This is a genomic window from Arthrobacter sp. TE12231 (genome assembly GCF_054062895.1).
The window spans coordinates 3818074-3844083 of the sequence record NZ_JBSSFS010000001.1 but is presented as its reverse complement, the minus strand read 5'-3'; the positions used below and the strand labels follow the sequence as shown (position 1 = coordinate 3844083).

Here is a 26010-nt window from a genome sequence, read left to right as displayed (position 1 = left end):
GCCGAAGCCCGACCGGATCGGGCCTTAATGCTTTCCATATGCAGGCGGCCCCAGAATTTGCGTTATCTTAATGCGGCGGCTCGTCCGGGCCAGCAGGAAGGGCGGCCGCGGGGAGTCAGGCCGGGTACACAAGCGCCGCGTTAAGGAACCGTCAGGATTGTCCGCTGGACGGCGCTGGACGGCGCCGGCGGTTGCGGGGGCTGGTACTGTCGCGGACGGAAGCGGCGCGGTGCGTCGTGTGGAAAGGACAAAATGACCACGCTCAGCCGACCCCCGGCAGACCCCTCCGCGCCACGGCCCGGCGCCGGGGACCACTTCAGGAACTGGCTCCTGTTCGGGCTGCAGGACAGCAAGGGAACCCACCAGGGGCCGGGGGCCGTCAGTGACAGCCACCTGAAAAAGCACACGTGGTGGCAGGTCATGTGCCTGACCGGTGTGGACTACTTCTCCACGCTGGGCTACCAGCCCGCCATCGCCGCGCTCGCGGCCGGTGTGATTTCGCCGTTGGCCACTCTGGTCCTGGTTGCCGTGACCTTGCTGGGCGCACTGCCCGTGTACCGCCGGGTGGCCGGCGAAAGCCCGCGCGGCGAAGGGTCCATCGCCATGCTGGAGCGGCTCCTGCCGAGGTGGGGCGGAAAACTCCTGGTCCTGGTCCTGCTGGGGTTCGCGGCCACCGACTTCATGATCACCATGACGCTCTCCGCAGCTGACGCGACCGCGCACGCCATCGAGAACCCGTTTGCGCCCGCCTGGATGCAGGGCCAGAACGTCCCGGTCACCTTGTTCCTGCTCGCCCTGCTCGCCGCGGTGTTCCTGCGCGGTTTCAAGGAAGCGATCGGCGTCGCCGTCGTCCTCGTGGGGCTCTATCTCGGCCTGAACGTCATTGTGGTTATCACAACCATCTTCGAGGTCATCGCGCACCCGGTGGCGGTCGACAACTGGTGGCTGGCCCTGACCACCCAGCACGGAAACCCCCTGATGGTCGTGGGCATCGCGCTGCTGGTCTTCCCGAAGCTGGCCCTGGGCCTGTCGGGCTTCGAGACCGGCGTCGCGGTCATGCCGCAGATCCGCGGCCACGCCACGGACACCGAGGCGAACCCCGAGGGCAGGATCAAGGGCGCCCGCCGCCTGCTGACCACGGCCGCCGTCATCATGAGTGCGTTCCTCGTCACCACGAGCTTCACCACCGTGGTGCTCATTCCGGAACAGGAATTCCAGCCGGGCGGCCAGGCGAACGGGCGCGCCCTGGCCTATCTGGCCCACGAATACCTGGGCGCGGGCTTCGGCACCGTGTATGACATCAGCACCATTGCCATCCTGTGGTTTGCCGGCGCCTCCGCCATGGCCGGGCTCCTGAACCTGGTTCCCCGCTATCTGCCCCGGTACGGCATGGCGCCGGAATGGGCCCGCGCCGTCCGGCCGCTGGTCCTGGTGTTCACGCTCGTGGGGTTCCTGATCACCTGGCTCTTCGACGCCGACGTCGACGCCCAGGGCGGCGCCTACGCCACCGGCGTCCTCGTCCTGATGACCTCTGCCGCGGTCGCCGTGACCTTCTCGGCGCGCAGCAAACGGCAGCGCAAGCGCAGCATCGGGTTCGGGATCATCGCCGTCGTATTCATTTACACCACGGTGGCCAACATTTTCGAGCGCCCCGAAGGCATCCGGATCGCGGCGCTGTTCATCCTCGGGATCATCGTCATCTCGCTGCTCTCGCGCATCCGCCGCTCCTTCGAGCTCCACGCCACCCATGTGCGCATGGACACCCCGGCCCTGGAATTCCTGGCTGCCAACGAAACCGGGCCCATCGCGATCATCGCCCACGAACCGCTGCGGCTCAGTGCTGAGGCGTACCGGGACAAACTGACGTCGGCCATCGAGGTCAGCCACCTGCCGTTGGACTACCAGGCCCTGTTCCTGGAAGTGGTGGTCGACGACTCTTCGGACTTCGAGACCGAGCTCGAGGTCCGCGGGGTGATCCGGCACGGGTACCAGATCCTGGAAGTCCATGGGCCCGTGGTTCCCAACACGATCGCCTCCGTACTGCTGCACATCCGCGACGTCACCGGGCTGATGCCGCACATCTACTTCCGTTGGACGGAGGGTAACCCCATCACCAACCTCATGCGGTTCCTGGCCTTCGGCGAAGGTGAAATCGCCCCGGTAACCCGTGAAGTGCTGCGCGAGGCCGAGCCTGACGTCACGCGGCGCCCCTGGGTCCATGTCGGCTGACGCTCAGGCAGATAGTTGCCATCGGGCATAAACGCTCCCGCACACAAACAACCCTCCGGAGGAATCCTCCGGAGGGTTGTTGTGGTCTTCGGGGACGGTGTCCCGGCCGGGCGGCCGGGGCTTGTCCTGTGTACTTAGAGCGGGCGGATGTTCTCAGCCTGCGGGCCCTTCGGGCCCTGCGTGACGTCGAATTCAACCTTCTGGTTCTCGTCCAGCGAGCGGTAGCCGCTGGTTGCGATTGCCGAGTAGTGGGCGAAAACGTCGGCCGACCCGTCATCCGGGGCAATGAAGCCAAAACCCTTTTCGGCGTTGAACCATTTAACTGTGCCTGTAGCCATGCCTTTATCCTTCTGAAATGCTGCTGATCTCCGGCGGCCATGAGGCCAACGGCTGCGGAGACATTCGTCCGCTGTCCCCCAACGTACGGGGCCGGGGGCCATGGTGCAAGAGGCCGACGGGGGCATTTCGTCCCGTCCCGGGACTATAGTCGGGGCACGATGACAACAATCTCGGTGGTTATCCCGACCAGGAACGACGCCGGCATGCTCGCCGCGTGCCTGGCTGCGCTCGCCGGCCAGACCCGCCCGGCCGACGAAATCGTCGTCGTGGACAACGCCAGCACGGACAACACCGCGGAGGTCTGCGCCGCTGCGGGGGCGCGGCGGCTCGCCGTCGAACTCCCGGGCATCGCCGCCTGCACGGCACACGGCTTCGATGAAGCCTGCTCCGAGCTGATTGCCCGGCTGGACACCGACTCCATCCCGCCCGCCGACTGGCTCGAACGGGTTGAAGCAATTCTCGAGAAGGCAGGACCGTTGTCCGCCGTGTCCGGCCCCGGCGACTTCTATGGCGAGACCCGGTTCGCCCGGTGGGTGGGCGGGAGCGTCTACATTCCCGGGTATTTCTGGGCCATCGGGTGGCTGCTGGGTCATCCTCCGCTGTTTGGCTCGAATTTCGCCCTGCGGTCCGACGTCTGGGACCGGATCCGGGGCTCCGTTCACCGGGGCATACCGCCGGTCCACGATGATCTCGACATTTCCTACCAGATTCCGCCCGACGTGAAGGTGATCGCTGACCCCGGGCTGCGCGTGCGGGTCTCCGCGCGGCCGCTGGCGAGCTGGCACTCCGTCGGGCGCCGGTTGTCGATGGCGTGGACGACGTTCGGCATCGAATTCCGGCAGGAGGGACCTTTCCGGCGCCGCCGGCGCCGGCGGCAATGGGAACGAACCCACTCGCGTCAGACGGAACCGTAAAGCGCGATCAGGTCCCGGCTCATTTGGTACGGCGAGGTCTCACTCGGGCTGTGCCCGCCCCGGTAGACCGCGATCCGCGCGCCGATGGACTGTGCGAAGCGGCGGTGCAGCGCAAGCGGCCAGAGGTCATGTTCGCCGACCGTGACGAACTTCGGCAGCGACGCGGCGGCCAGTGCCGCCCGAAGGTCCGGTGCATGCTGCATCAGCCCGATGATGTCACTCACAGAGCTCCGGCGGGTGAACCGGAAGCGGTACCGCACAAACCGAAGCCGGTTGGGCGCCACGTGCGCGACGTTGATGCGGATGCCCCAGATCATCAGCGCGGCGCCGATCCGAGGGTGGACCCAGCGGCTGACCCGGCCGACGCGCTGGACGCCGCGGAAACTCTGGCCGGGCTCCGGCGGGCAGCTGATCAGGGTGAGGCTCCGGAACTTTTCCGGGCGCCGGGTGAAGGCCAACTGGGCGACGATCGCGGCGAACGAATACCCGACGACGTGCGCCGGCCCGGCCTCGGCGTCGAGCATGGCGATCAGGTCATTGGTGAACAAGTCGTAGTCGTAGTGGGCGCGGGGAGGCACGAGGTTTTCGGGGCCCGCCGCCGCGGACTCGAACTGGCCGGCAATGTCGCAACTCAGGACGAAGTACCCGGCCGCGGCGAGTCCGGGGAGCATCAGCACAAAGTCTTCCTTGGAACCGGTCGCCCCCGGAATCAGGAGCACCCGGGGGTTTCCCGGTGTGCCCATGGAGATGGTCGCGAGTCTTCCGCTGGGGGCCTCGAAGGCGCCCCGGACGGCGCCTTCTGGCAAGGAGGCCCAGTCCACGTCGCCCAGCGCGGCGTCCCGGCGGGCGGCTTCATCGACCAGCGCGGATCCGAATCCCTCGGGTTCCTGCTCGCTCTGCGCGTTGCTGTCGGCGGACACCATGGACTAAACATAGCCCGGTCCGGCCCGGGCCGGGTCGGATTGGGCAGGAGCGGCGGCGCTCACGCCACTTTGCGCACGAAGGCGTGGAGCCGGCGGTAAACCTCCTGTGATTCCGGGTAGCGGAAGTTCTGTTGCCAGGTGTGTTCGGTGTTGGAGTTGTCCCAGCCGTAGATGAGGCTGTCCACGGGGACGGAATGTTCGCGCAAGCGGGCAATGAAGTTCACGTTGGCGGCGTAGAAGAAGTCCCGTTCCGAGGTGGTCACAAAGACCGGCGGGAAGCGGGAATCCAGCCACTCGATCGGCGAGAGGAAACCCGCGCCCTTGCGGAGGGCCTCCAAGTGGCCGGTGCCGTATCCCAGACCGAACAGGCCGCCCAAGCCGCGGCGCAGGCGTCCACCGATGCCCGCGTTTTGGCCGCCGGAACGGAGCGCGGGCAGCAGCATGCTGACGAAGTTCAGGCTCAGCACGAAGCCCTTTTCGAAGAAGACGGAAAAGTCCACCACGCTGCAGTGCTGGACAAGGCCCTTGAAGTCGGATGCAGGGACGGCCGGTAGCAGACCGTGGTGCCGTGCCAGTTCCGGACGGAAGCTTGCAGCGGTCAGGAGCGCCGCGACTTGGCCGCCGGCGGAGTCGCCGCCCAGTACGAGCCGCGATGCGTCGCCGCCATAGCCGGCGATGTTCTGCCGGACCCAGGCCAGCGCGGCATTCGCATCCGCCAGGACATGGGCCATGTGGAAACGCGGCGCCTTCCGGTAGTTCACGTTGACCACCACCATGCCGCCCTCGGCCTGGCTCGCGCAGTACTTGGTCAGCGAGGACTTGTCCCCGGAGGTCCAGCCGCCGCCGTGGAAGTACACGTAAACGGGGAGCACGGCGCCGGACTCGCCGGGCGCGGTTGCATCGGCCGCGGCGGTGCCGCCGGCAGGGGACGGGGAGATGACGTCGAGGCGGTGAGCCCGGATGCCGTCGCCCACGAAATCGATGTCGTGGACATATGCGACGCCGGTAATGGGGTCGGCGTTGAAGCGGGCGGTCTCGCTGGCGCGAACGCAGCGCATCAGCACCCGCCAGGTCCACACCGGAACCCGGCGCAGGACCTTCCTGGCCTTGCGGGCCAGAGTGAAGGTGTTGCGGTGCTGCGCTCTCCGTGGCCGGGCCGCCTGAAAGGATGAATCATGGTGCGTTGGCCAACGGGCCGGGGCGGTCATGCATCGATTCTATCTGGCACACCCGTGCTACAGCTGTGAGGCCAGCCTGCCCTCACGCTATGGCCGGTTCGGGGCCTGGATGATTGCCCGCTGCCGCCGGTTCAAGGCTCTTCGACGATGGTGCCCGCGGCCCCGTCAACGGTGACTGTCTGGCCGGTCCGCAAGCGGGTGGTCGCGTCCGGCACGCCCACCACGGCCGGGATACCGTATTCGCGGGCCACCACGGCTCCGTGCGAGATCACCCCGCCCATCTCCATGACCAGGGCGCCGGCGGTCATGAACAGCGGAGTCCAGCCGGGATCGGTGGATGGTGCCACGAGGATTTCGCCGGGCTCGAGGTGGGCGCCCACGGGGTCCATGATGACCCTGACCCGTCCGGTGGCGGTGCCTGCCGAGGCCGGTGTCCCGGCGAGGGCGCCGGACGCCGGAGACTTCGCCAGCATGGCGGCCTCGACGTCGGTGCCGTCGGACAGCAGCAGGCGCGGGATGCGCCGGCGTCGCAGTTCCGTATCGTACAGTCGCCGGCGGTCCGCGACGATGCCGTGAAGGTCAGCGCCGCGCAGGCCTACGCGAATCTCGTCGAATTCCAGGAAATAGACATCGTCCGCGGCGGCGATCGAACCGGATCGGGCCAGTTCGGCACCCACCTTGTTGAGCTGGCGGCGCATCTCGGCGAGGGCGAGGACGATGTAGAACTTCGGCAGTTCGCGCAGTCCGGACAACTGCCGGGTCCGGCGCAGGCAGAACTCCACCTGCCGGGCCCGGAGCCGGCTGCGCGCCCGGGTCCGTTCCACGAGGTCGCGGATTCTGGCTTCGGCGTGTTCTTCCGCGCGGGCAAATTGCCGGTCGGGGGCCTGTTCGGGGTCCTCCACATGGAGGTAGTTCGAGATCATGCCGAGGATGTGGTCCGGCTTCTCCGACCACCGGGGCATGCCGAGGTCAATTTCCGCCACGGCGCGGTGGCCGTAGCGGTCCAGGAACCCGCGCAGGCCGGTCTGGGCCACGGCGGGGAGGGTGCCGGCCGCGTACCGGGCGGCCAGTTCCTCCGGGCTGTGGGCCAGGAATACCTCACGGGACGCGGCATTCGCTCCGATGGTAACGGCGAGATGCCAAAGTTCAAGATCCATCTCGGTGGTGACGTTGTTGGGCAGCCCCCGGAGCACCGCTTCGAGTTCCCGCGGTTTCGCGATGCCGCGCAACAGTCTGCGGGCGGCCGCCAGCATGATGTAACCAACGGAGGGCCCGGGCAGCGTCGCCAGGATCAGCCCGTCCACGGTGCGGTCCAGGATGCGCTCGGCGTAATCGAGCCGGCCAAACGCAGTGGCGGGTTCCGGCAGGACGAGGTCGGCCTCGAGCTGCTTTCCGTAGTCGAAGGCGCGGCGCAGTTCCGCCGCCGGCCGCACCCCGGCCCGCAGCAGGGCCGGGATCAGCCGGCCCACCAGGGCCACGCTGCCCCTTGCTTCCGTGCTGCGGGCTGCAGCGCTGCCGGGTCCGGGCTTCCGCCGGGGCCGCCGCTGGCGCAGGCCGAACCGTGGATCCTCCAGCAGCGCCGGGAAGACCGCGCCTGTCCTCCCGTCGGCCAGCGGGAGCATCCGCAGTAGGTAGCGGCGGCCGTACTTGTTCCGGATCGCGGGCGTCACGTCCACGTACATGCGCAGCCCCGGGTTAACGTACTTCCACGGTCCCTTGCGGTTCCGCATTGAGCCGAGCACGGAGAGTCCCAGCGGGGTGAGTGGCCGGGTCAAGCCCTGGAACAGCGTGCCGCACAGGTAAACGCGTGTGTCAGCGGCGGCCCCCGATTCAGTGCCCAGTGGTTCGGCGGCGGCGGGGTCCGGCAACGGATACAGCGTGGTGATGGGCCGCGACTGGGTCAGCCAGATCTTGCCCGCGTCGATCACCCATTCCACGTCCTGCGGTGCACCGAACAGCCGTTGGACGGTGTCACCCAGCGCCGTGAGTTCGCGGACCCGGGCGTCGTCCAGGCTCGGGGCCCGGCCGGCCCCAGCCCCAGTCTCGGCCCCAGCCCCGTCCGGAGAGCGGAGCAGGACGCGTCCCGTGGCCGTCTCGACGACGAAATGGTCCGGGTTTACGCTGCCGGAGACCACCGCCTGGCCCGGTCCGGCGCTCGCGTCGATGACCGTTTCGGTCCGGGTGCCCGTGACGGGGTTGGCGGTGAACAGCACGCCGGCGGTGACCGCGGGGACGACGTCCTGGACGACGACGGCGAGCCCGACGTCGCGGTGGCTGATGCCGTTGGCGGAACGGTAGGCCACGGCGCGTTCGGTCCAGAGGGAGGCCCAGCAGCGCCGCACCGACTCGACGACGGCATCTGCCCCGGAGATGTTGAGAAAGGAATCCTGCTGTCCGGCGAAGCTGGCGAAGGGCAGGTCTTCGGCGGTGGCGGAGGACCTGACCGCGACGGCGGCCCCGCTGCCCAGCGAGGCATAGGCGGCGCGGACCGCGGCATCGACATCGGCGGGAATTGGGGCGGTCACGATCATTTCCCGGGCCTGCCTCGCCAGTTCGCCCAAATCAAGCTGGAGATGGTCCAAATCGGGGCGGTCCAAAGCCGGGTGGGCTGTTCCGCCGTCGGGGGACCATCCCGGCAGCTCGGCGTCCAGCCGGGCCGCCAGGGCCTCCAGTCCCGGCGGGGCGGCCTTCTTGTAGGCGACGGTGGTGAGGCAGAAGCCGCGCGGCACGGGGAATCCGGCCGCCGCGAGCCTGCCGAGGTTCATGGCCTTGCCGCCCACGAGCGGCAGGGGAGCGGAACCCAGTTCACTGAGATCCGCCACAAGAGTTTCCGGCGCTCTGCCCTGTGCAGACCCCATTTCCCTGTCCCACGTCCTGTCCGCGTATTCAATTCACGGCCGGCTGCCGGCTCCGTTTCCGGCGGCAGGGCCTTTCTGCAGAGTGAGGCTGCAGGCCTACTGTCCGGCGTCGGTCTCGCCGGTGTCCTCCCACATCACATCGAGATTGCGGAAGACCGGCGGGCCGTCGCACAGGGCGGCCATCTTCGCGGCGAACTCTGAGGTTTCGGGCCTGTTCGAGTTCTCCATGGCCGACTCGTAGGACTCGAATTCAACAATGGTGAGGTAAGTACCGGGGCGGTCGCGGTCGGCGGTGGCCATGATGCGTCCGAAGGTCGGGGCAGTGGACCCCTCGGTTCGTGACGGGCGGCCGAGTTGCTCGATCTCCTCGATGCGGGATGTTTGGAATTCAATGATCTGCACAAACCTGGCCATGACGGCTCCTCGACGGCGGCGGATGCTGATGCGCTTCACGCTAGACCCTCGCTCCTGCACGTGCAAGGGCAGCCGCAAGAGCAGGGGCACGCAGCCGCGCAGGGACCCGGGGCGCCGCCGTCGAGAGCCCGGCTACGGGGTCAGCAGGACCTTGATGGCGCGCCGTTCGTCCATGGCACGGTAGGCCTCGGGTGCCTCCTCGAGGGGCATGACCGAGTCGAACACCCGGCCCGGGTTGATGGTGCCGTCCAGCACGTCGGCCAGCAGTTCCGGGATGTACGTCCGTGCCGGGGCCATGCCGCCGGCGATCGAGATGTTGGTGTCGAACAGGAAGCGCAGTGGAGCCTCGGCGCCGCCGGTGGGGACGCCGACAAAGCCGAGGGCGCCGCCAGGGCGGACACTGTGCAGCGCCTGGTCCATGGATTCCTTGGTCCCCACGCACTCCAGCACGGAGTCGGCCAGTACGCCGCCGAGCAGTTCGCGGACCTTGGCGACGCCGTCGTCCCCGCGTTCGGCGACGATGTCCGTGGCGCCGAATTCGCGGGCGATCGCCTGACGGTCCGCGTGCCGTGACATCGCGATGATCCGCTCCGCGCCGAGGCGCTTGGCGGCGAGCACGCCGCAGAGTCCGACGGCGCCGTCGCCGACCACCACCACGGTCCGGTCGGGGCCTGCCTTCGCGGCGAGGGCCGCGTGGTGGCCGGTGGCCATGACGTCGGAGAGCGTGAGGAGGCTGGCGCGGAGGGCATCGTCCGGATCCGTGACGCCCGGAACCTTGACCAGCGTGGATTCGGCGAGCGGCACGCGGACCGCCTGGCCCTGGGCGCCGTCGATCCTCAAGCCGGTGTCATCCTTGCCGCCCCAGCCGGCCAGGTGGTCGCAGGCCACCGTGACGCCGTTGAGGCACTGGGGGCACTGGCCGCAGCTGACTACGAACGGCGCGATCACGAAGTCGCCCACGGCGAGGTCTTTGACGTCCGCGCCGACGCTTTCGACCGTGCCGATGAACTCGTGTCCGATCGCGGAGGGCTTGTGGGTGGGCTTGACCCCGCGATAGGGCCACAGATCCGAGCCGCAGACGCAGGAGGCGGTGACCTTCACGACGACGTCGGTGGGCAGCTGGACCGTGGGGTAGTCGCGGTCTTCGACTCGGATGTCGCCGGGACCGTGGATGATGGTGGCGCGCATGGGTGCTCCTCGCATGATGGTGGGTGGGCTGGGACCGAGTTTAGTCCTCCTGGTCCGCCGAGGTCTCCTCGGGGCGCAGCAGCCGGGCGATCCTGTCCCGAACCCGCAGTTCCGGGGCGGATTCGTGGTTGAACAGGATCCGGTAGATCACCGGGGCCACCACGACGTCGATGATCTCCTGCGCCGCCGGCGCGGTTTCTCCGCGTGCCCGGGCGAGGTTCCTGATCTCCTCGACATGGCCTTGCATCAGGGCGAAGTAGTCCCGGGTCACCGCGCCGTCGGCGAGCATGTCCCGCAGCACTTGGCGGCCGAGCGACGAGGAGAACTCCTCGACGTAGGGCACGAACCAGGCCTGCATGTCCCCTTCCAGGGTCCCGGTGTCCTCCACCTGCTCGGGCAGCATCCGGTTGGACGCGACGGCGGCGAGGAGCCGCGGCAGATCTCCCCAGCGTCGGTAGATGGTCGATGAATTCACGCCGGCGCGTTCGGCCACGACGGGCACCGACAGGGCCGCACGGTCCCCGCCGTGCTCCTCCAGCAGGGCGCGGACAGCTTCGTGTACTGCCTGCTGCACCCGGGCGCTGCGTCCGCCGGGCCGGGGTGTCGCTGTAGCCATCATCACACCAGCTTAATGCAGATTATTCGCTTTAGGTGGTCGTGAGGATACTAGACTCTTAATGCACAGATTGTGCTTTTAGTAGGTAGGGAAGAGCTTTGAAGAACACCCGTACCGCGTTCTGGCTGCACGCGGCCCTCCTGACGGTCTTCATCGGGGCCTCGTCTGCTCCGTCGCCGTTGTACGAGTTTTACGCCCGGGAATGGGGGCTCGGCCCGGCGGCCGTGACGGTCGTGTTTGCCGTCTACGCCGTGGCGGTGCTCCTGACGCTGCTGGTTGTCGGATCCCTCGCGGACCACGTGGGCACCCGTCCGGTCCTGCTGGGCGCGGTGGGGCTTCAGGTCGCGGCCATGATGACCTTCGCCTTTGCCTCCGGGCCGGGAGTCCTCGTCGCCGCCCGGGCCTTGCAGGGGATCGCCACGGGAGCGGCCATGGGGGCCGCCGGGGCGGCGCTGCTTGCCTTCGAAGGCGCCGGCGGGAACGGCCGCGGATCTCTAGTGAACAGCGCGGCGTCCCCGGTGGGTTTGTCCGTCGGGGCGCTCGGCTCGGCGTCGCTGGTCCGGTTCCTGCCCGAGCCCACCAAGGCCGTGTACTTCCTCGTGGCCGCGCTGCTCCTCGGCTTGGGCGCGGCCCTCGTGTGGCTGCCGAGTGCGGGCCGCAAGGCGCCGGGCGCCATCCGCTCCTTGGTTCCGGAGGCGAGGATTCCCAGATCCGCCCGCCGGACGATGGCCGCCACCATGCCTGTCGCGGCGGCCACGTGGGCGCTCGCCGGTTTCTACCTCTCGCTGGGGCCCGTCCTGGCGCACGCCATGACGAAGGATGGCTCGGTCCTCGTCGGCGGCCTGGCGCTCGTCGCGCTCTTCGTGCCCGGTGCCCTGGCCATCCTCGTGGTCCGGCGCTGGTCGGACCGGAAAACCCTGCTTACCGGCGTCATCGCATTGATTTCGGGCATTCTGCTCACCGTGCTGGCGGTCCAGCTTGGCTCCGCGCCGCTGTACTTCGGCGGCACGGCCGTCGCCGGCGTTGGGTTCGGCAGCGGCTACTTCGGTGCGATGCGCATGACGCTGCCCTTGTGCGGCCCGCACGAGCGCATTGGCATGCTCTCCAGCATCTACGTCATCTGCTATCTCGGCTTCAGCGTCCCGGCCGTGGCGGCGGGCCTGCTGGTCCCGGTCGCCGGCATGAAAAACACCACGCTGATCTACGGTTTGGCCCTTGTGCTTGCCGCTGTCCCTGCCCTTGTATTGATCGCCAAGGGCACCCGTACGAATCGCATCAACTTGGCCGCTGCGCCGTCAGCAGCCTCCTGAAAGGAATCGACATGACCTACACGCTCCCCGCCAACATCGCGGACCGGCCCATCACGATCATCGGCGGCGGAACCCTGGGCCGGCGCATCGCCTTGATGCTGTCGCTCCAGGGTGCCGAGGTGCGTGTCTTCGACACGGACCTCGCCGTGGCCAAGGCCGCCATCGAGTACATCGCCACGCAGCGCCACCGCGCCGTGGAGGAGCTCGGGGGCAACCCGGCGGTCCGGCTCGCCGCGAAGGACAACCTGGTGGATGCCCTCCGCGATGCGTGGCTCGTGGTCGAGGCGGTTCCGGAGAAGCTCGGCCTCAAACAGGCCCTCTTCGCCGACCTTGACCAGTTGGCGGCCCCCGACGCCGTGCTGGCCAGCAACTCGTCCTCGTTTGCTTCCTCCGAATTCATCGGCGGCGTGGGCAGCCCGGAGCGGGTCCTGAACATGCACTTCTACATGCCGCCGGCGGTGCGTTCGGTGGAGCTGATGTCCAGCGGCCACACCGATCCGCGGATCATCGAGCTGCTCATGGCCGAGCTGCCCAAGTACGCGCTGATGCCGCACCGGGTGCGCAGGCAAAGCACCGGCTTCATCTTCAACCGGATCTGGGCAGCGATCAAGCGCGAATCCCTCCTGGTGGTGGCCGAGGGCGTCGCGGACCCCCAGGACGTGGACGCACTGTTCGCCGACGTCTTCAAATCCGAGACCACGCCGTTCCGTTTCATGGACGAGGTGGGCCTGGACGTCGTCCTGGACATCGAGAACCACTACTGCGAGCTCGCCGGCATGGAGAACAAGTCGGCCCCGATGCTGGAGGAGTACATCGCCAACGGCTGGCTCGGGATCAAGAGCGGCCGCGGCTTCTACAACGACTACGCCTGACCCCGACACCCGACCCGCACCACCAGCAACGCGGGGTCAGAACCGGCCCATTAAGCCGCCCGGCATCGGCCGTATCCCCGCGTTGCTTTTTGGCGGGCTTCAAGCCCGCTGACGTAATTCGTGATGCCCACGCCCGCCCACCCGGGTAGTCGCTCCGGCCCCGCATAGTCCACCCGGTCAGGTGGTTGCGGGCCACTCCGGCTGCTGAGCCACACTGAGACCAGTCCTCGGTGTGGCTTGGATCACAGTCACAAGTTGAGGAATACGCCGCTGGTGTCACCGCGCCTCAACATACAAAGGAGTATCAATGGAACGGCTCATTAACATCGACAACGGTGGGACGCTGACCGATATTTGTGTCTGGGACGGTGAGAATTTTTCGTTCACGAAGACCCTCACGACGCCCTTTGACCTCTCCCAGTGTCTCTTCGACGGCATGGCCAAAGCTTCGAAGGAGATCTTCGGCGAAGAGGATCTCCCCGGGCTTCTGCACTCAACCCGTCACATCCGGTACTCCACCACCCAGGGAACCAATGCCCTCGTGGAGCGCAAGGGTCCCCGGATTGGCATCCTCACAGACAGCCCCACGCTGGCCGGCGAGCTCCGCAATAGCGGGGCGGCAGCTGAGCTGTTCGAAGACCTCGTTGGCACGCGGGTGGCAGTCATCAACGCTGAACAGGACGTGGAGGAGCTCGCCCAGGAAATTGTGAAGCATGTCAACCGGCTGACGACCGACGGCGCCGCACGGCTTGTCATCGCCATGGCGGACCGCAACAAGGAGAAGGCCGTCAAAGGCGTTCTGCTCCGGAAGTTCCCCCGCCACCTGCTGGGCTCGGTACCCATGTTGTTCTCCTGGGAATTCACGCCCGACACCGTCCAGGCCCGCCGGGTGTGGTCCGGAATCATCAACTCCTTCCTGCATCCCACCATGGAGCGGTTCCTCTACAGCACCGAGCACCGGCTGCGGGACCACAAAGTTAAAAACCCGCTCCTCATCTACCGCAATGACGGAGCTTCGTCACGGGTGGCCAAGTCCGTCGCGTTGAAGACTTACTCCTCCGGCCCCCGCGGCGGGCTGGAAGGAACCAAGGCCCTCTCGGAGGCCTATGGCCTCGCGCACGTTCTCATGATCGACGTCGGCGGCACCACCACGGACGTCGGCTCGGTCAAGAACTCGACCATCTCGACGGACCGCAGGGGCTCCATCCAGGGTGTCCCGGTGTCTTTCGAGATGAGCAACGTCCACTCCAGCGGCGTCGGCGGCAGTTCCGTCATCGCCGTCCGCGACGGCGTCATCACAGTCGGCCCGGAGAGCGTCGGAGCCGCCCCTGGCCCTGCTTGTTTTGGTTTTGGGGGCAAGCAGGCCACCATCACGGACGTAAATCTCCTGCTCGGGGTGCTCGATCCGGACACGTACCTCGATGGAGGCTTCAGTCTGGACGCGGAACGCTCCCGCGCCGTCATCACCGAAGTCATCGCAGAACCTTTGGGGATCACCCTGAATGACGCCCTGATCCGGATGGAAGCAGCCTACTTCGAACGCATGGCGCAGTCCTTTGCCGCCGACGTCGAGGATGCGGATGCCACAACGGTGGCCGCATTCGGTGGTGCCGGACCCATGAGCGCCTGCGGTGCCGCGCGGATCGCCGGCGTTCGCCGTGTCCTGGTGCCCAAGATGGCGGCAGTCTTCTCAGCCTTCGGAATCGGCTTTTCCGACGTTGCGCAGACCTATGAGGCGAATGTCGCGGGAATGGGCGCGCAGGACTTCGGTGCAACCAAGGCGATGCTGCTGGCCCGGGCTGCGCGGGACATGTTCCAGGAGGGCCACGAAATTGACGACTGCCGGCTCGAATGGAACGTGGTGCTGGAAGATGCCGAGGGGCAGTTGGTTTCTGAGTTGCCGTACCTGGCTTCCGATCCGCAGCCCGGCACCAGCGAACACAACACCATGCTGACCCTGACCGCCCGGTACGAACTGCCGCACGCATCAATCAGGCGGGCCGAATCAGTGGCGACGACGGCCGCCGTCGCCGCCTCCACCCGAAAGGTTCGCTCCGCCGTGGACAAAGTGGACGAGGTTCAGGTCTTCGACCTGGACAGCCAAACGGCCGGAGCATCGGCGTCGGGCCCGGCAATCGTCGAAGGCCCCTACTTCACGGCCCGCGTGCCCCATGGCTGGGTCTTCGACGTGACGGTCTCCGGCGACCTCATGCTCACAGACTCCCTCCAGAAGTGACCCCACACAACCAGCAAGAACAGGTGAGACACGCTATGCGAATTCCAATGACGGAATATCTGATCATCGATCTCGAGACCGAGCGGTGGAACTGCAGGGTATGCAACCAGGACCTCGGCGAGGCCAGAGGCAACTACAAGGAGGGGACACTGGTCTACGACCGGGACCCCACGGAAATCCACCAGTCGATCCTGGACCCGGAGAAGTACGAATTCACGTTCGCTCCGGACCCCACTTTCTGCCGGATTCTCGAGTTCTACTGCCCGGGCTGCGGGACGCAACTGGAAACGGAGTACGTACCGCCGGGACACCCGCCCACGGTGGACATGCTGTGGGACATCGACTCGCTTCGCGAAACATGGATCAAGCGGGGCACCAAGCCTGAGGTCGTCATCAATTACGGACCCGGGGAAGAGGCTGTTGCTGATTTCACCCCGGCCCTCGGCTCGTACAACACCCACAACCATTCCCCCCATTCGTTCAGCTAGTACTTGGAATAAAGGAGACCACTGGTCATGAAACGAATCTCCGTCGACATCGGCGGCACATTTACTGACTGCTTTTTTGCCTGGGAAGACCAGTACGTTGAAGCAAAGGCGCTCACAACGCACCACAACCTGGCCCAAGGCTTCAACGAAGCACTCGACCTCGCCTGCTCACGCGCCGGGCTGGACCGGGACCTCGTCCTGAAGGAAGTCGATTCCGTCCGGTATGCCACGACGCTCGGCACCAACGCCCTGATCGAAGGCAAAGGCCCGCGGGTGGGGGCACTGGTCACCCACGGCTTCGAGGACACCATCCCGTTGTCCCGCGGCCGTGGCTACGGTGAAGGACTGGACCCTTCCAAGCAGCAGAACATGCCTGATGCCACCCGCCCTGATCCGCTCGTTCCCCGCGCCCTGATCCGCTCGGTGAAGGAGCGAATCAACTCCGCCGGCAAGGTGGTCGTTTCGCTGATGGAGGACGATGTCCGCACCCAGGTGCGCGAACTCGTGGACGCCGGTGCGGAAGCGATCGTGGTCTCCCTGGTCAACTCGACCGAGAACCCGGTCCATGAGCAGCAGATCCTGGAGATCATCCTGGACGAGTACCCGGCCCACGAGCTCGGAGCCATCCCCGTCCTGCTGGGAAGCCAGGTGTCGGGCCGAAAGGGCGAGTACGTCCGTGCGACGTCGACGATCGTGGACGCATTCCTGCACGAGATCATGTTCCACGCGCTGGGGCAGCTGTCCAACAACCTGCGTTCGTCCGGTTACGACAAGCCCATGCTTGTCATCCACAACTCAGGCGGCATGGCGCAGTCCAACTCGACTGATGCCCTGCAGACCATCCATTCCGGCCCCATCGCCGGCGTCGGCGCCGCACAGCACCTGGCCGACAGCACCGGCCTGGGAAACGTGATTTCGACCGATATGGGCGGCACGTCCTTCGACATCGGCCTGGTCCCGGAAGGCGGAGTCAAGCACTACGACTTCCAGCCGACCATCGGCCGCTGGCTGGTATCGGTTCCCATGATCCACTTGCTGACGCTGGGCGCGGGAGGCGGCTCGATTGCCAGTTATGACCGCATCCACCACGCGGTACAGATTGGGCCGGAATCAGCCGGCTCGGATCCAGGCCCGGCGTGCTACGACCGCGGCGGCCTCCGACCGACAGTCACGGACGCTGACCTGGTCCTGGGGTACCTGGATCCGGACAATTACGCCAACGGCTACATCAAGCTGAACAAAAAGCGCTCCGCCTACGCAATCGACGAGGTCCTCGCTGATGACCTGAACATGGATACCATCCAGGTCGCCAAGATCATCAAGAATGCGGTCGACGAGCAGATGGCGATCGGAATGGCCAAAGAGCTGCGGGTCCGGGGATACCTTCCGGAAGACTTCACCATGCTGGCCTATGGCGGCAACGGACCCCTGCACGCCTGCGGCATCGCCGATCACGCCGGCATCCGCAGGATCCTCGCGCCGCCCTTTTCCTCGGTGTTCTCGGCCTGCGGCGCCGGCAACATGAAACCCCTCCACATCCATGAGCGAGGCTCCCATGTGGTGCTTTACAACCCCACGGACCGCAGCCTCTACCAGAGCTACGACGAGCTGAACAACGTCATCCAGGAGCTGGAAGCCAAGGGCAAGGAAGACCTGATCCGCCAGGGGTACGACGCCGCCGACATCCGCTACAGCCTCGAAATGGACATGCGCTACGGCAATCAGCTGGTGACCACGGCCGTCGTTTTCGACATCAACCGTGTGAACGGCGTCGCCGACGTGCTTCACCTGATCCGGACGTTCTCGGACATCTATGGCAAGCGCTACGGTGCCGGCAGCCAGGCTCCCGAGGCCGGCATCCGTGCCCAGACCGTGCGGGTGTCATCCTACGTGGACGGGGACGTGGTCAAGTTCGATTCGATCGACTCCGGACACGACAGGACCATGCCCAGCCCGGTCGGCACCCGGCAGGTCCACTTCGTGAAGATCGACGGGGCCGTCGACACCCCGGTGTACGACGCCGAGGCCCTCCACCACCAACACGTCATCCACGGCCCGGCCATCGTCACCACGGAAAACACCACGTATCTGGTGGAACCGGGATGGCGCCTGGAACCGACATCCCAGGGAGCCGTGTGGTTCCTCAAAGACTGATCCCGTGCCTCACGGATCCCATCCAGGCCTTCCAGCTAATCCCATTGAAGGAGCTCGACAGCAATGACGCTTACAGCAAATGAACCCAGCACGTCCGGCGAAGCCGACGACGCTTCCCAGCCGCTGACTGCCCAGGAGCAGCAGTGGGTGGACCAATTCATGGACGAAACAACCCTCTTTCTCGGCCCGGACCCGGCCATCATGCGAAGCCACCAGATCACTTCCCGCTCCGCCTACGAGGAAGAGTGCATCTCCAAGGGCGTGGACCCCATCAAGGTGGACCGCATCCGCAAGCGTCTGGCCGGCGCCCTGGATGAGGGCTACGAAATGTGCGAGGCCATGGGTGCCGCTCCCGGCGCCAAATGGGGGGACCTGACGACGGCGATCTACACCGCCGAAGGGGATGTCACCTACCTGTCCTGCCACGGCGTGATCGCGTTCTCGGCGATCCTGCACCACCCGATCCGCTACATCATGAAGTATTGGAAGGACGAGCCGACGGTGGGGATCAACCCCGGCGATGGGTTCATCCACAATGACGCCCGGTACGGAAACGTCCACAACACGGACCAGTCCATGATCATGCCGATCTTCCGCGAGGGAAAGATCATTGCCTGGGTCGCCGCGACCATCCACGAAGGCGAGAACGGGGCCTGCGAGCCCGGCGGAATGCCGTCAGGTTCCGAGACCCCGTTCGACGACGGACTCCGGATGTCCCCGTTCAAGATCGTCGAGAAGGGAGATCTGCGCCGGGACCTGCTGACATTCCTGCAGCACTCGGTTCGCGACCCCAAGCTGCAACTGGCTGACCTCAAGGTCAAGATCGGCGCCGTCCAGCGCATCCAGGAACGCGTCGACAGCATCATCGACGAAGTGGGAGTGGAGACCTTCGTCGCTGCCCTGCGGGTCACCGTTGAAGACGTGGAGCAGGAAGTCAAGCGCCGCATCAGTGAACTGCCGGACGGGACCGTGTCCTTTAACCAGTTCATGGACTCCACGCTCAAGGAGAACATCCTGATCAAGTTCGCCTGCAAGGTGACGGTCAAGGGTGACAAAATGACGGTGGACCTGAGGGGCACGGGTCCCGAAATCCTCAACCGGGCCATTAACTCCCCGCTGTGCTCGGTCAAATCGATGATGATGCAGGCAATCCTGGCGTTCTGGTGGCCTGACCTGCCCCGCTGCACCTCGGCGATGTCTCCTATCGACATCATCTCGGATGAACACACGTGGGCAGACGCTGGTTACGATGCTCCGATGGGGCAATCGCTGCAGGCGTCGTTCCGCGGATTCTCGGCCCTGCAAACAGCTTTCGCCAAGATGCAGTTCTCCAACCCGGAGAAGTTCTCCAATGTCCTGGCTCCGTGGTTCAACCAGATCAACACCTTCCTGTGGGGAGGCCTGACCCAGCACGGCGACCAGGTAGGAAACCTGTGTGCCGACCTCAACGGCATGGGTGGGGGTGCCAAGGCATTCCGTGACGGTGAAGACGCTGTCTCACCGCTGTTCTGTGCCATGGCTGACACTGCCGAACAGGAAGTCATGGAAGAGGAAGTTCCTTTCATGCAGTTGGTCAGCAAGCGGATCGTCCGCGACAACCAGGGCTTCGGCAAGAACAGCGGCGGCATGGGCTATGAGATGATCGTCGCCGCCGAGGGAACGCCGATGTGGGGCTTCATGACCGTTACCTCGGGATCCAAGTTCTCGTCCGTCACGGGAATGTTCGGCGGCTACGGCTGCAGCACGACACCGCTGGCCATGGTGAAGGGCATCAACATCTACGACGTCATCCGCAAGGACTCCAGCAAATTCGATTTGTCCATGGAGCGCATCATGAACGAGCAGCCCTACGAGGGCGGTAAATACACCACTTCCCATATGGGGTTGCAGTTCGACGTCGCCAAGGACGGCGAGATGTACATGATCGCCCAAGGCTCCGGCGGCGGGTACGGCGACGTTCTGGAACGTGATCCGGAAGCAGTGGCCAAGGATCTGGAACTCGGCCGCATTTCACCGAAGGTCGCCACCAGCATCTACGGCGTCGTCTGGGATCCTGAAACGTTTGTGGTGGACCAGGAGGCAACCACCCGGCAGCGCCACGACTCACGGCAGGCCCGGATCGCCCGCGGCAAGCCGTACAAGGAGTTCCTTGAGGGCTACGTGAAAACCGAGCCCCCGAAGGACCTGCTCTACTACGGGTCCTGGGGCGACGACACGGAGGAGCTCACCGCCACGCACTTCACGAATAACGGACCGGAACGGGTCAAGGCGACCATCGACAAGCTGCCGCTGATCATGCTTCCGGATCGCAGGGAAGTGAAGATCAGCGCCCTGGAGGACCGAATCCGCGAGCTCGAGCAGAAGCACGGGGAAGTTGTCCACCGTAAGTCCTAGCCCGTTACGGCACGTCCCGGGCTGCGACACAGCAACCCCAGAAGCCTTCAGCGCCGCATCCTCCCCAGCCAGGACGGTGCGGCGCTTAAGGCCTATATCAGCCAAAGTATGGAGAAAGACGTCATGACCACTTCCACCGCCACCACCCTCGCCAACGTTGTTGCCTCCCCTCCGTCGGGGCGGCCGAAAGCCATGGTGTTCGACCACCACGAGTACGCAGCTTCCGTGATTCTTCGTGGCCGTCCCGTCCCGTGGGACAACGCCACGGCGTATGCCGCTTTCTTCGCCCAGGCACAGGGGCTGCTCCGGCCGGACGTGGCGCTCCTGGACCTGGACCGGCTGTACGGTCATTTGACCGCCGGCAACACCAGGCTTGAGACCGGCATGGCGGCCAGATCCCGGACAGGGTTCGCGCTGAGGACTTTGCTGGGCGACGAGGACCTCAACCGGGCGGTGCTGGACTTCGTTACCTTGTTCGCCAAGACAGCCCGCCAGCCTGTGGTGCTTCGCATCCCGTCGCCGATGATGTGGCTCACGGACACGCACCACTTTTCGGGCGCGGACGATACCAGCGCCCTCGACGCCGACAACGCCGAGAATGCCTCCATGTATGTCAGCGACTGGCTGCGGGCGTTCGCGGGGCTGCCCGTCGCGGGACTCTTGCTGGACAACCGAACCTCTGCCGGTGCCTCCCGCGGCGTGCACGTTCCGCTGGAGACCTACACTCCGATTGCCAATCTGGCCGGCAACTACCGTTGGACGCTGGGGCAGCTCGACGACGATCAGGCGCGTCTGCACGGGGACGCCGCGGTTGGCGCCTATATTCCTGCAGGGTTCTGGCTGGGGTCGGATGCGGAACTCCCGGCCGGGGACTTCTACCTGGGCGAGATCCCCAGCGCCGCATCGCCGGAGGGCGTGCTGGCCAGACTGGAAACCCTGGGGTAACTGACGTCGGGTTACTTCGGCGGGAGCAGATGCCGCCGTCGGGCCTCTATGACGCAGGCCCTTCGGTCACTGACGCCGAGAGTGTTGAACAGGCTCTTGAGATACCACTTGACGGTGTTGATGCCCAGATGCAGCTCCTGGGCGATTTCGCGGTTGGACCTTTCCTTCTCGACAAGACGCAGGATCATCTGTTCGCGCTGCGACAAGCCCGGTTCCGGAACGGTGGTGCCCGCGCCCGTGGGGGGAGAGACGGCCTCTGCAGACCACCGGGCATCACGGTTCGTCTTGGCCTGGGAATCCAGCCGGATGAGGATACTGAGGAAACGCGGTAACTCGTGGCTCCTCACCTCCGGGCCGGGCTCCCGCCGCAGCCTGGCCGAGGTGGCGCGCACCAGATCCAGGCAGCCTGAGCCGCCATCGAGGACGGGCCGGACCAGGCCCAGCCGGCAACACGTCTCGAGTGCAGGCCAGAGCGTCGTTTCGGCTTCCTCACGGTTCCCCGCCTGTTCCAGAGCGGCCGCCAGCAGGATACGGGCATTTAGCTCCGCCCTCGGCCCCAAATAGGCTGCGGCCCGTGAAAGCAGGCGGCGGGCGCCTTCCACCGTGGCCAGTGGCCTGGGGGAGGCCGGTCCCTCGTGCTCGGCGTCAGCCATGGCGGACCGCAGCTGCGTGGCCAGCTGGATCTGGTGCCTGGCCTCGGCCAGCCCTTCCAGCCGTGGCCCGGTAGTGTCCGCCGCTTCTTGGGCAACTGCCGCGCCCAGCACGGCATTGTGGGGTTCGGCGTCGATGGTCCGGGGGCTGATGCCCAACTGCACGCGTTCCAGATTCATGACCAATTTGAGCCGGTCCAGGCCGAGGCTGTCGGCCACCAGATCGCCTTCATCGAGTATTTCCCGGGCCCGCGGAGTGTCCCCCCGAAGTGCTTTTATTCTTGCCAGCGTCCCGTATGTGGACAACATGAAGTCAACCACCCCGCCTTCGGAGCCCAGCTCGCGGGTTTCCTCCAGTAACTTCTCGGCCTTGTCGAGTTCGCCGCGTTCATAGAGGAGCTGGCCCATCATTGCTCCCGCCAGCCGCGCCGCGTGCGAGTATCGCCCGGCCTTGCGCCGGCCGAGTTCCACAGCCGCGGTGAAGTGCTGGTCCACGCTGTCCAGATCGAGCAGGGCGTAGGCGGCAAGCCCCGCGAAACACTGTCCGTACACGCCACTGAAGGGCCCCGAGGTGAGACCGTGGAACTTCGCGGCCCAGCGCTGTTGTTCCAAAGCGAGAGGGTAATCGCCGTCGTGGATCTTCTTGAACGTGGAGACGTTCGCTGCCACCGACACGATCCAGGGCCGGAGCAGATCCGCCTGGGCGAAGCACTTCTCGTCCAGTTCATCCACGTGGTTTACTCTGTCGCCATACATGTCGATGCAACTCTGCACAACGAGCCCTTCGACGCCCAGTTCAAAGCGGTCGTGTTCGGTCAGGGTCGCATCGGCGGGCATCACGGCTTCAGCCCGGTCCAAGGCACTCTGCGCCGCTGCGGATTGGTGAAGCAGGGTATGGGCCCAGGCTATCGCCGTCTGGAGCCGGGCTTGCCCGGCCACATGGTCAGCCGGGATCTTGCCGACGAGAGCCAACAGGGTCGACATGCTGGAGTGTTCCACTAGCCACATGGCGCGGAATTCGACGATCTCCACCGCGAGCTCAACGTCCCCGGCGGCGAGGGCATGGTCCACCGCGTCGCTGGGGAATCCGTTTTCCGAATACCAGCGGGCAGCGATCAGGTTCAGTTCCTTGGTCCGGCCCGGGTAATCCCGCTCCAGACGTCGGCGCAGGTAGTCCTCAAACAGGTGGTGATAGCGGTACCACGTGCCGTCCTCGTCGAGGGGCTGCAGGAAAAGATCCTGCGCCTGGATCTTCTCCAGCATCGCCTGGCCCAGTTCGACTCCCGAGAGGGCGGACGCCAGCCCCGCGCACAGCCGTTCCGGAACCGACGTCGTCAGCAGGAAATCCAGCGTTTCGGGGTCGAGGGTGTCGAGGACGTTTTCGGCCAGATATTCACCGATCGAGGCGTGCCTGCCGGAGAGCCGTTCGATCAGTTCTGAGGCCTCGCGGTGGTCCCTGAGTGACAGGGAGACCAGTTGCAGCGCGGCGATCCAGCCCTCAGTCGTCCGGTGGAGGCTGGCCACGTCTCCCGCATCCAGATCGAGCCGGTTGATGCCGACCAGGAAGTCCTGGGATTCGTTTTCATCGAACCTCAGTGCGACCGCGTCCACTTCGAGCAGCTGGTCCCGCACCATAAGCCGGCCCAGTGGCAGGCCTGAGCGGGTGCGGCTGGTGATGATGAAGGACAGATGTGAGCCGCCGGCATCGAGCAGCCGTTCCACTACCGCCCTGGTTCTGGGCTCCGTGACCAGATGCCAGTCATCCAGGGTGATGACGATGTCCTCGCCGCCCTCATCGATGGCGTTGATGAGGGCGGGAACCACGTATTGCTCAGCGTCGTCGGGGCGCTCCTCCAGCAATTGCTGCAGCTCCTCCTCGAGTCCGGGCCGGGCTTTGCGGATTGCCTGGAGCAGATGGGAAAGGAACCAGATGGTGTTGTTGTCGTCCCGGTCCAAGGACAACCAGACGGTGACGAGCCCCTGGGACGCGAGGCTTTCCATCCATTGGGCGGCAAGGGTCGACTTGCCAAAACCGGCCGGGGCGTGGATCAACGCGAGCCGCCGTTTCCGGTCCGAGTGGAGCATCTCGGTCAGCCGCGCACGGTGAACCCACTGGCCAACAGGCTCGGGCGCGCGGAACTTGCTTGACGCACTGGGTGGTCCTGTCGGCATCCGCCACCTCCTTGTGGTCCGGCGGTCGCCGGGAATGCATTTAGCCCTCTGAAATCCTATGGGAACCGCGGCATCAAAGACAGCGGTGACAAGCGGCCGCCCCTTCCCGCGGATTCCTGCCGCCGGCGCCCCCACCACAAGCAACGCGGGGCCAGATGTGGTCCATCCAGCCATGAGGAATGGGCTGCATCTGACCCCGCGTTGGTTCTTCTTAGACGGCTTCGAGGACGCTGACGTAGTTGGCGATGCCGACCCCGCCCATGTTCTGCACCGCGGCCCGACGCGGGCTGGCCAACTGCATGGCGCCGGCCGTGCCGGTGAGCTGCATGGCGGCGATGACGTGCTGCGAGACGCCGGTGGCGCCGACCGGGTGGCCCTTGGCCTTGAGGCCGCCCGAGACGTTGACGGGAAGCTTGCCGTCCTTGAAGACCCAGCCTTCCTCGAGCGCCCGGGCGCCCTGGCCGCGTTCGGTCAGTCCCATGGCCTCGTACATCAACAGCTCGGCGATGGTGAAGCAGTCGTGGACTTCCGCGAAGTCGAGGTCCTCCAGGCCGACGCCGGCCATCCCCAGGGCGCGCTGCCAGGAGACCCGGGTGGCGGCGAATTCGGTGGGATCCCGGCGCTCGGCCGGGAAGAAGTCGTTGGCCTGGCCGAACCCGGCGAGCCGCACCGGCGCGGTGGCGCCCCCGGTGGGGGCGACGCTGAGGACGACGGCGGCGGCGCCGTCGGACACGGGGGAGCAGTCGGTGCGCCGCAACGGATCGGCCACCATCGGGTTCTTGTCCGAGACGGTGCGGCAGAACTCCTCGCCGAGGTCCTTGCGGAGCTGGGCGTAGGGGTTGTCCACGCCGTTGCGGTGGTTCTTGGCTGCGATGGTGCCCAGGACGTCGCCGAGCTTTCCGTTGCCGTCCCCGTAGCGCTTCTCGTAGTGCTTGGCGACCTCGGCGAAGAGTCCGGTGAACCCGGTGGTGGAGGTCTTGCCGGCCATGTCGTAGTCGGCGCCGAGCAGGGCCGCGCCCACGACGTCGGCCCCGGCCTGGGTCATCTTTTCGGCGCCGATCACCAGGACGGTCTTGGCGGTGCCGGCCAGGAGGGACTTGGTGCCTTGCTGGAACGCGGCCGAGCCGGAGGCACAGGCGTTCTCAACCCTGGTGGAGGGGACGTTGGCGAGCTGGTCCGAGACCTGGAGTGCCAGCGAGGACGGGAAGGCCAGCGGCATCATGCCGGAGTTGAACTGGCCCAGGTAGATCTCGTCGATCTGGCCGGGCTCGATCCCGGCGTTGCCGATCGCCTCGGTGGCGACCTGGACGATGAGGGACTCGAGGGTCTCGTCGGTGAGTTTGCCGAAGCGGCTGTGGCCCCAGCCGGTGAGCAGGACGTCCTTGCCGAACTGGTCTTTGAGGCTCATGCCGTGGCTCCTTCGAATGCTGTTGTCTCTTCGGTTACTTCAAGTGCTTCGGGCGCGACGTCGAAGTCGGCTTCGGTCTTCGAGCGAATTTCTTCCACCGTGACGCCGGGGGCGAGGCGGGTGAGCGTGAGCCGCCGCCCGCCGCCTGTTTCTTGTTCATTCTTCACAAGGTCAAACACCGCGAGGTCGCTGATGATGCGGTCCACGCAACTGAGCCCGGTGAGCGGCAGGGTGCATTCCTTGACGATCTTCGCGGTGCCGTCCTTGGTGTTGTGCTCCGTGAGGACCACGACGCGCGGGGTGCCGGCGACGAGGTCCATGGCGCCGCCCATGCCCTTGACCATCTTGCCGGGGATGGTCCAGTTGGCGAGGTCGCCGTTCCCGGAGACCTGCATGGCGCCCAGGATCGCGACCTTGACGTGGCCGCCGCGGATCATGCCAAAGGATGTGGCGGAGTCGAAGATGCTGCCGCCGGGCAGGACGGTGACGGTCTGCTTGCCGGCGTTGATGAGGTCCGCGTCTTCGTCGCCCTCATAGGGGAACGGGCCCATGCCGAGCAGCCCGTTCTCGCTCTGCAGGACAACGCGGACGCCCTCGGGCAGGTTGTTGGCCACCAGCGTGGGGATGCCGATGCCAAGGTTGACGTAGTCGCCGTCGTTCAATTCTTCGGCCGCGATGGCAGCCATTTCATTCCGGGTCCAAGCCATGATGGTTCTCCTGAA

At 66.1% G+C, this 26010-nt stretch carries 19 protein-coding genes; 9 read left to right on the top strand and 10 right to left on the bottom strand.

Annotation, left to right across the window (positions count from 1 at the left end; translation table 11 throughout):
• Positions 1-252: 252 nt before the first annotated feature.
• On the top strand, positions 253-2229 hold the full coding sequence (locus ACVWYS_RS17160) for an amino acid transporter (protein WP_456507649.1): 1977 nt from the start codon (positions 253-255) through the stop codon (positions 2227-2229).
• A gap of 134 nt (positions 2230-2363) precedes the next feature.
• Here the strand turns inward: ACVWYS_RS17160 and ACVWYS_RS17155 are convergent, their stop codons facing one another.
• A complete protein-coding gene (locus tag ACVWYS_RS17155) occupies positions 2364-2567 on the bottom strand; it encodes a cold-shock protein (protein WP_009357211.1) in 204 nt (67 codons plus the stop codon).
• A gap of 159 nt (positions 2568-2726) precedes the next feature.
• Between ACVWYS_RS17155 and ACVWYS_RS17150 the strand changes: the two genes are divergently transcribed.
• Entirely contained in the window at positions 2727-3482 is a 756-nt protein-coding gene (locus tag ACVWYS_RS17150; protein WP_456507648.1) for a glycosyltransferase family 2 protein, read from the top strand.
• On the opposite strand, the gene ACVWYS_RS17145 is transcribed toward ACVWYS_RS17150, so the two are convergent.
• The 6 genes from ACVWYS_RS17145 to ACVWYS_RS17120 form a co-directional block, all read right to left on the bottom strand.
• Complete coding sequence (locus ACVWYS_RS17145) at positions 3467-4405, bottom strand: alpha/beta fold hydrolase (protein ID WP_456507647.1); 939 nt, start codon at positions 4403-4405, stop codon at positions 3467-3469. The two genes, ACVWYS_RS17150 and ACVWYS_RS17145, sit on opposite strands and share 16 nt — an antisense overlap.
• Positions 4406-4464: 59 nt before the next feature.
• On the bottom strand, positions 4465-5613 hold the full coding sequence (locus ACVWYS_RS17140; RefSeq protein WP_456507646.1) for an alpha/beta hydrolase: 1149 nt from the start codon (positions 5611-5613) through the stop codon (positions 4465-4467).
• A 101-nt stretch (positions 5614-5714) separates the two neighbouring features.
• Positions 5715-8441 carry a PEP/pyruvate-binding domain-containing protein gene (locus ACVWYS_RS17135; RefSeq protein ID WP_456507645.1) on the bottom strand — a complete coding sequence of 909 codons (2727 nt, stop codon included), beginning with the start codon at positions 8439-8441 and terminating at the stop codon, positions 5715-5717.
• A 96-nt stretch (positions 8442-8537) separates the two neighbouring features.
• The gene (locus tag ACVWYS_RS17130) at positions 8538-8894 is read right to left on the bottom strand and encodes a hypothetical protein (protein WP_254788175.1); all 357 of its coding nucleotides are present in this window, start codon (positions 8892-8894) and stop codon (positions 8538-8540) included.
• Between the two features lie 93 nt (positions 8895-8987).
• Complete coding sequence (locus ACVWYS_RS17125) at positions 8988-10043, bottom strand: zinc-dependent alcohol dehydrogenase family protein (protein ID WP_456507644.1); 1056 nt, start codon at positions 10041-10043, stop codon at positions 8988-8990.
• A 40-nt stretch (positions 10044-10083) separates the two neighbouring features.
• Positions 10084-10662, bottom strand: a complete 579-nt coding sequence (locus tag ACVWYS_RS17120) for a TetR/AcrR family transcriptional regulator (protein WP_344361107.1) — start codon at positions 10660-10662, stop codon at positions 10084-10086.
• 95 nt (positions 10663-10757) lie between these two features.
• Here ACVWYS_RS17120 and ACVWYS_RS17115 point away from each other — a divergent pair, with 95 nt between their 5' ends.
• From ACVWYS_RS17115 to ACVWYS_RS17085, 7 genes are all read left to right on the top strand, one after another.
• The gene (locus ACVWYS_RS17115; RefSeq protein WP_161958191.1) at positions 10758-11969 is read left to right on the top strand and encodes an MFS transporter; all 1212 of its coding nucleotides are present in this window, start codon (positions 10758-10760) and stop codon (positions 11967-11969) included.
• 11 nt (positions 11970-11980) lie between these two features.
• A complete protein-coding gene (locus ACVWYS_RS17110; RefSeq protein ID WP_116765601.1) occupies positions 11981-12841 on the top strand; it encodes a 3-hydroxyacyl-CoA dehydrogenase family protein in 861 nt (286 codons plus the stop codon).
• Positions 12842-13148: 307 nt separating this feature from the next.
• Complete coding sequence (locus ACVWYS_RS17105) at positions 13149-15077, top strand: hydantoinase/oxoprolinase family protein (RefSeq protein ID WP_456507643.1); 1929 nt, start codon at positions 13149-13151, stop codon at positions 15075-15077.
• Positions 15078-15112: 35 nt separating this feature from the next.
• Positions 15113-15565 carry an acetone carboxylase subunit gamma gene (locus tag ACVWYS_RS17100; protein WP_116765603.1) on the top strand — a complete coding sequence of 151 codons (453 nt, stop codon included), beginning with the start codon at positions 15113-15115 and terminating at the stop codon, positions 15563-15565.
• Between the two features lie 27 nt (positions 15566-15592).
• On the top strand, positions 15593-17719 hold the full coding sequence (locus tag ACVWYS_RS17095) for a hydantoinase/oxoprolinase family protein (RefSeq protein ID WP_116765604.1): 2127 nt from the start codon (positions 15593-15595) through the stop codon (positions 17717-17719).
• Positions 17720-17782: 63 nt separating this feature from the next.
• Positions 17783-20113 carry a hydantoinase B/oxoprolinase family protein gene (locus ACVWYS_RS17090; RefSeq protein ID WP_456507642.1) on the top strand — a complete coding sequence of 777 codons (2331 nt, stop codon included), beginning with the start codon at positions 17783-17785 and terminating at the stop codon, positions 20111-20113.
• Between the two features lie 123 nt (positions 20114-20236).
• Entirely contained in the window at positions 20237-21058 is an 822-nt protein-coding gene (locus tag ACVWYS_RS17085; RefSeq protein ID WP_456507641.1) for a hypothetical protein, read from the top strand.
• 11 nt (positions 21059-21069) lie between these two features.
• Here the strand turns inward: ACVWYS_RS17085 and ACVWYS_RS17080 are convergent, their stop codons facing one another.
• From ACVWYS_RS17080 to ACVWYS_RS17070, 3 genes are all read right to left on the bottom strand, one after another.
• The gene (locus tag ACVWYS_RS17080; RefSeq protein ID WP_344361086.1) at positions 21070-23880 is read right to left on the bottom strand and encodes a LuxR C-terminal-related transcriptional regulator; all 2811 of its coding nucleotides are present in this window, start codon (positions 23878-23880) and stop codon (positions 21070-21072) included.
• 211 nt (positions 23881-24091) lie between these two features.
• Positions 24092-25288 (bottom strand): acetyl-CoA acetyltransferase, encoded by a 1197-nt coding sequence (locus ACVWYS_RS17075; RefSeq protein ID WP_344361084.1) that lies wholly within the window; start codon positions 25286-25288, stop codon positions 24092-24094.
• Positions 25285-25995: a CoA transferase subunit B gene (locus ACVWYS_RS17070; RefSeq protein ID WP_456507638.1), complete on the bottom strand. Its 711-nt coding sequence runs from the start codon at positions 25993-25995 to the stop codon at positions 25285-25287. Before ACVWYS_RS17070 ends, ACVWYS_RS17075 begins: the two co-directional genes overlap by 4 nt.
• Between the last annotated feature and the right edge of the window lie 15 nt (positions 25996-26010).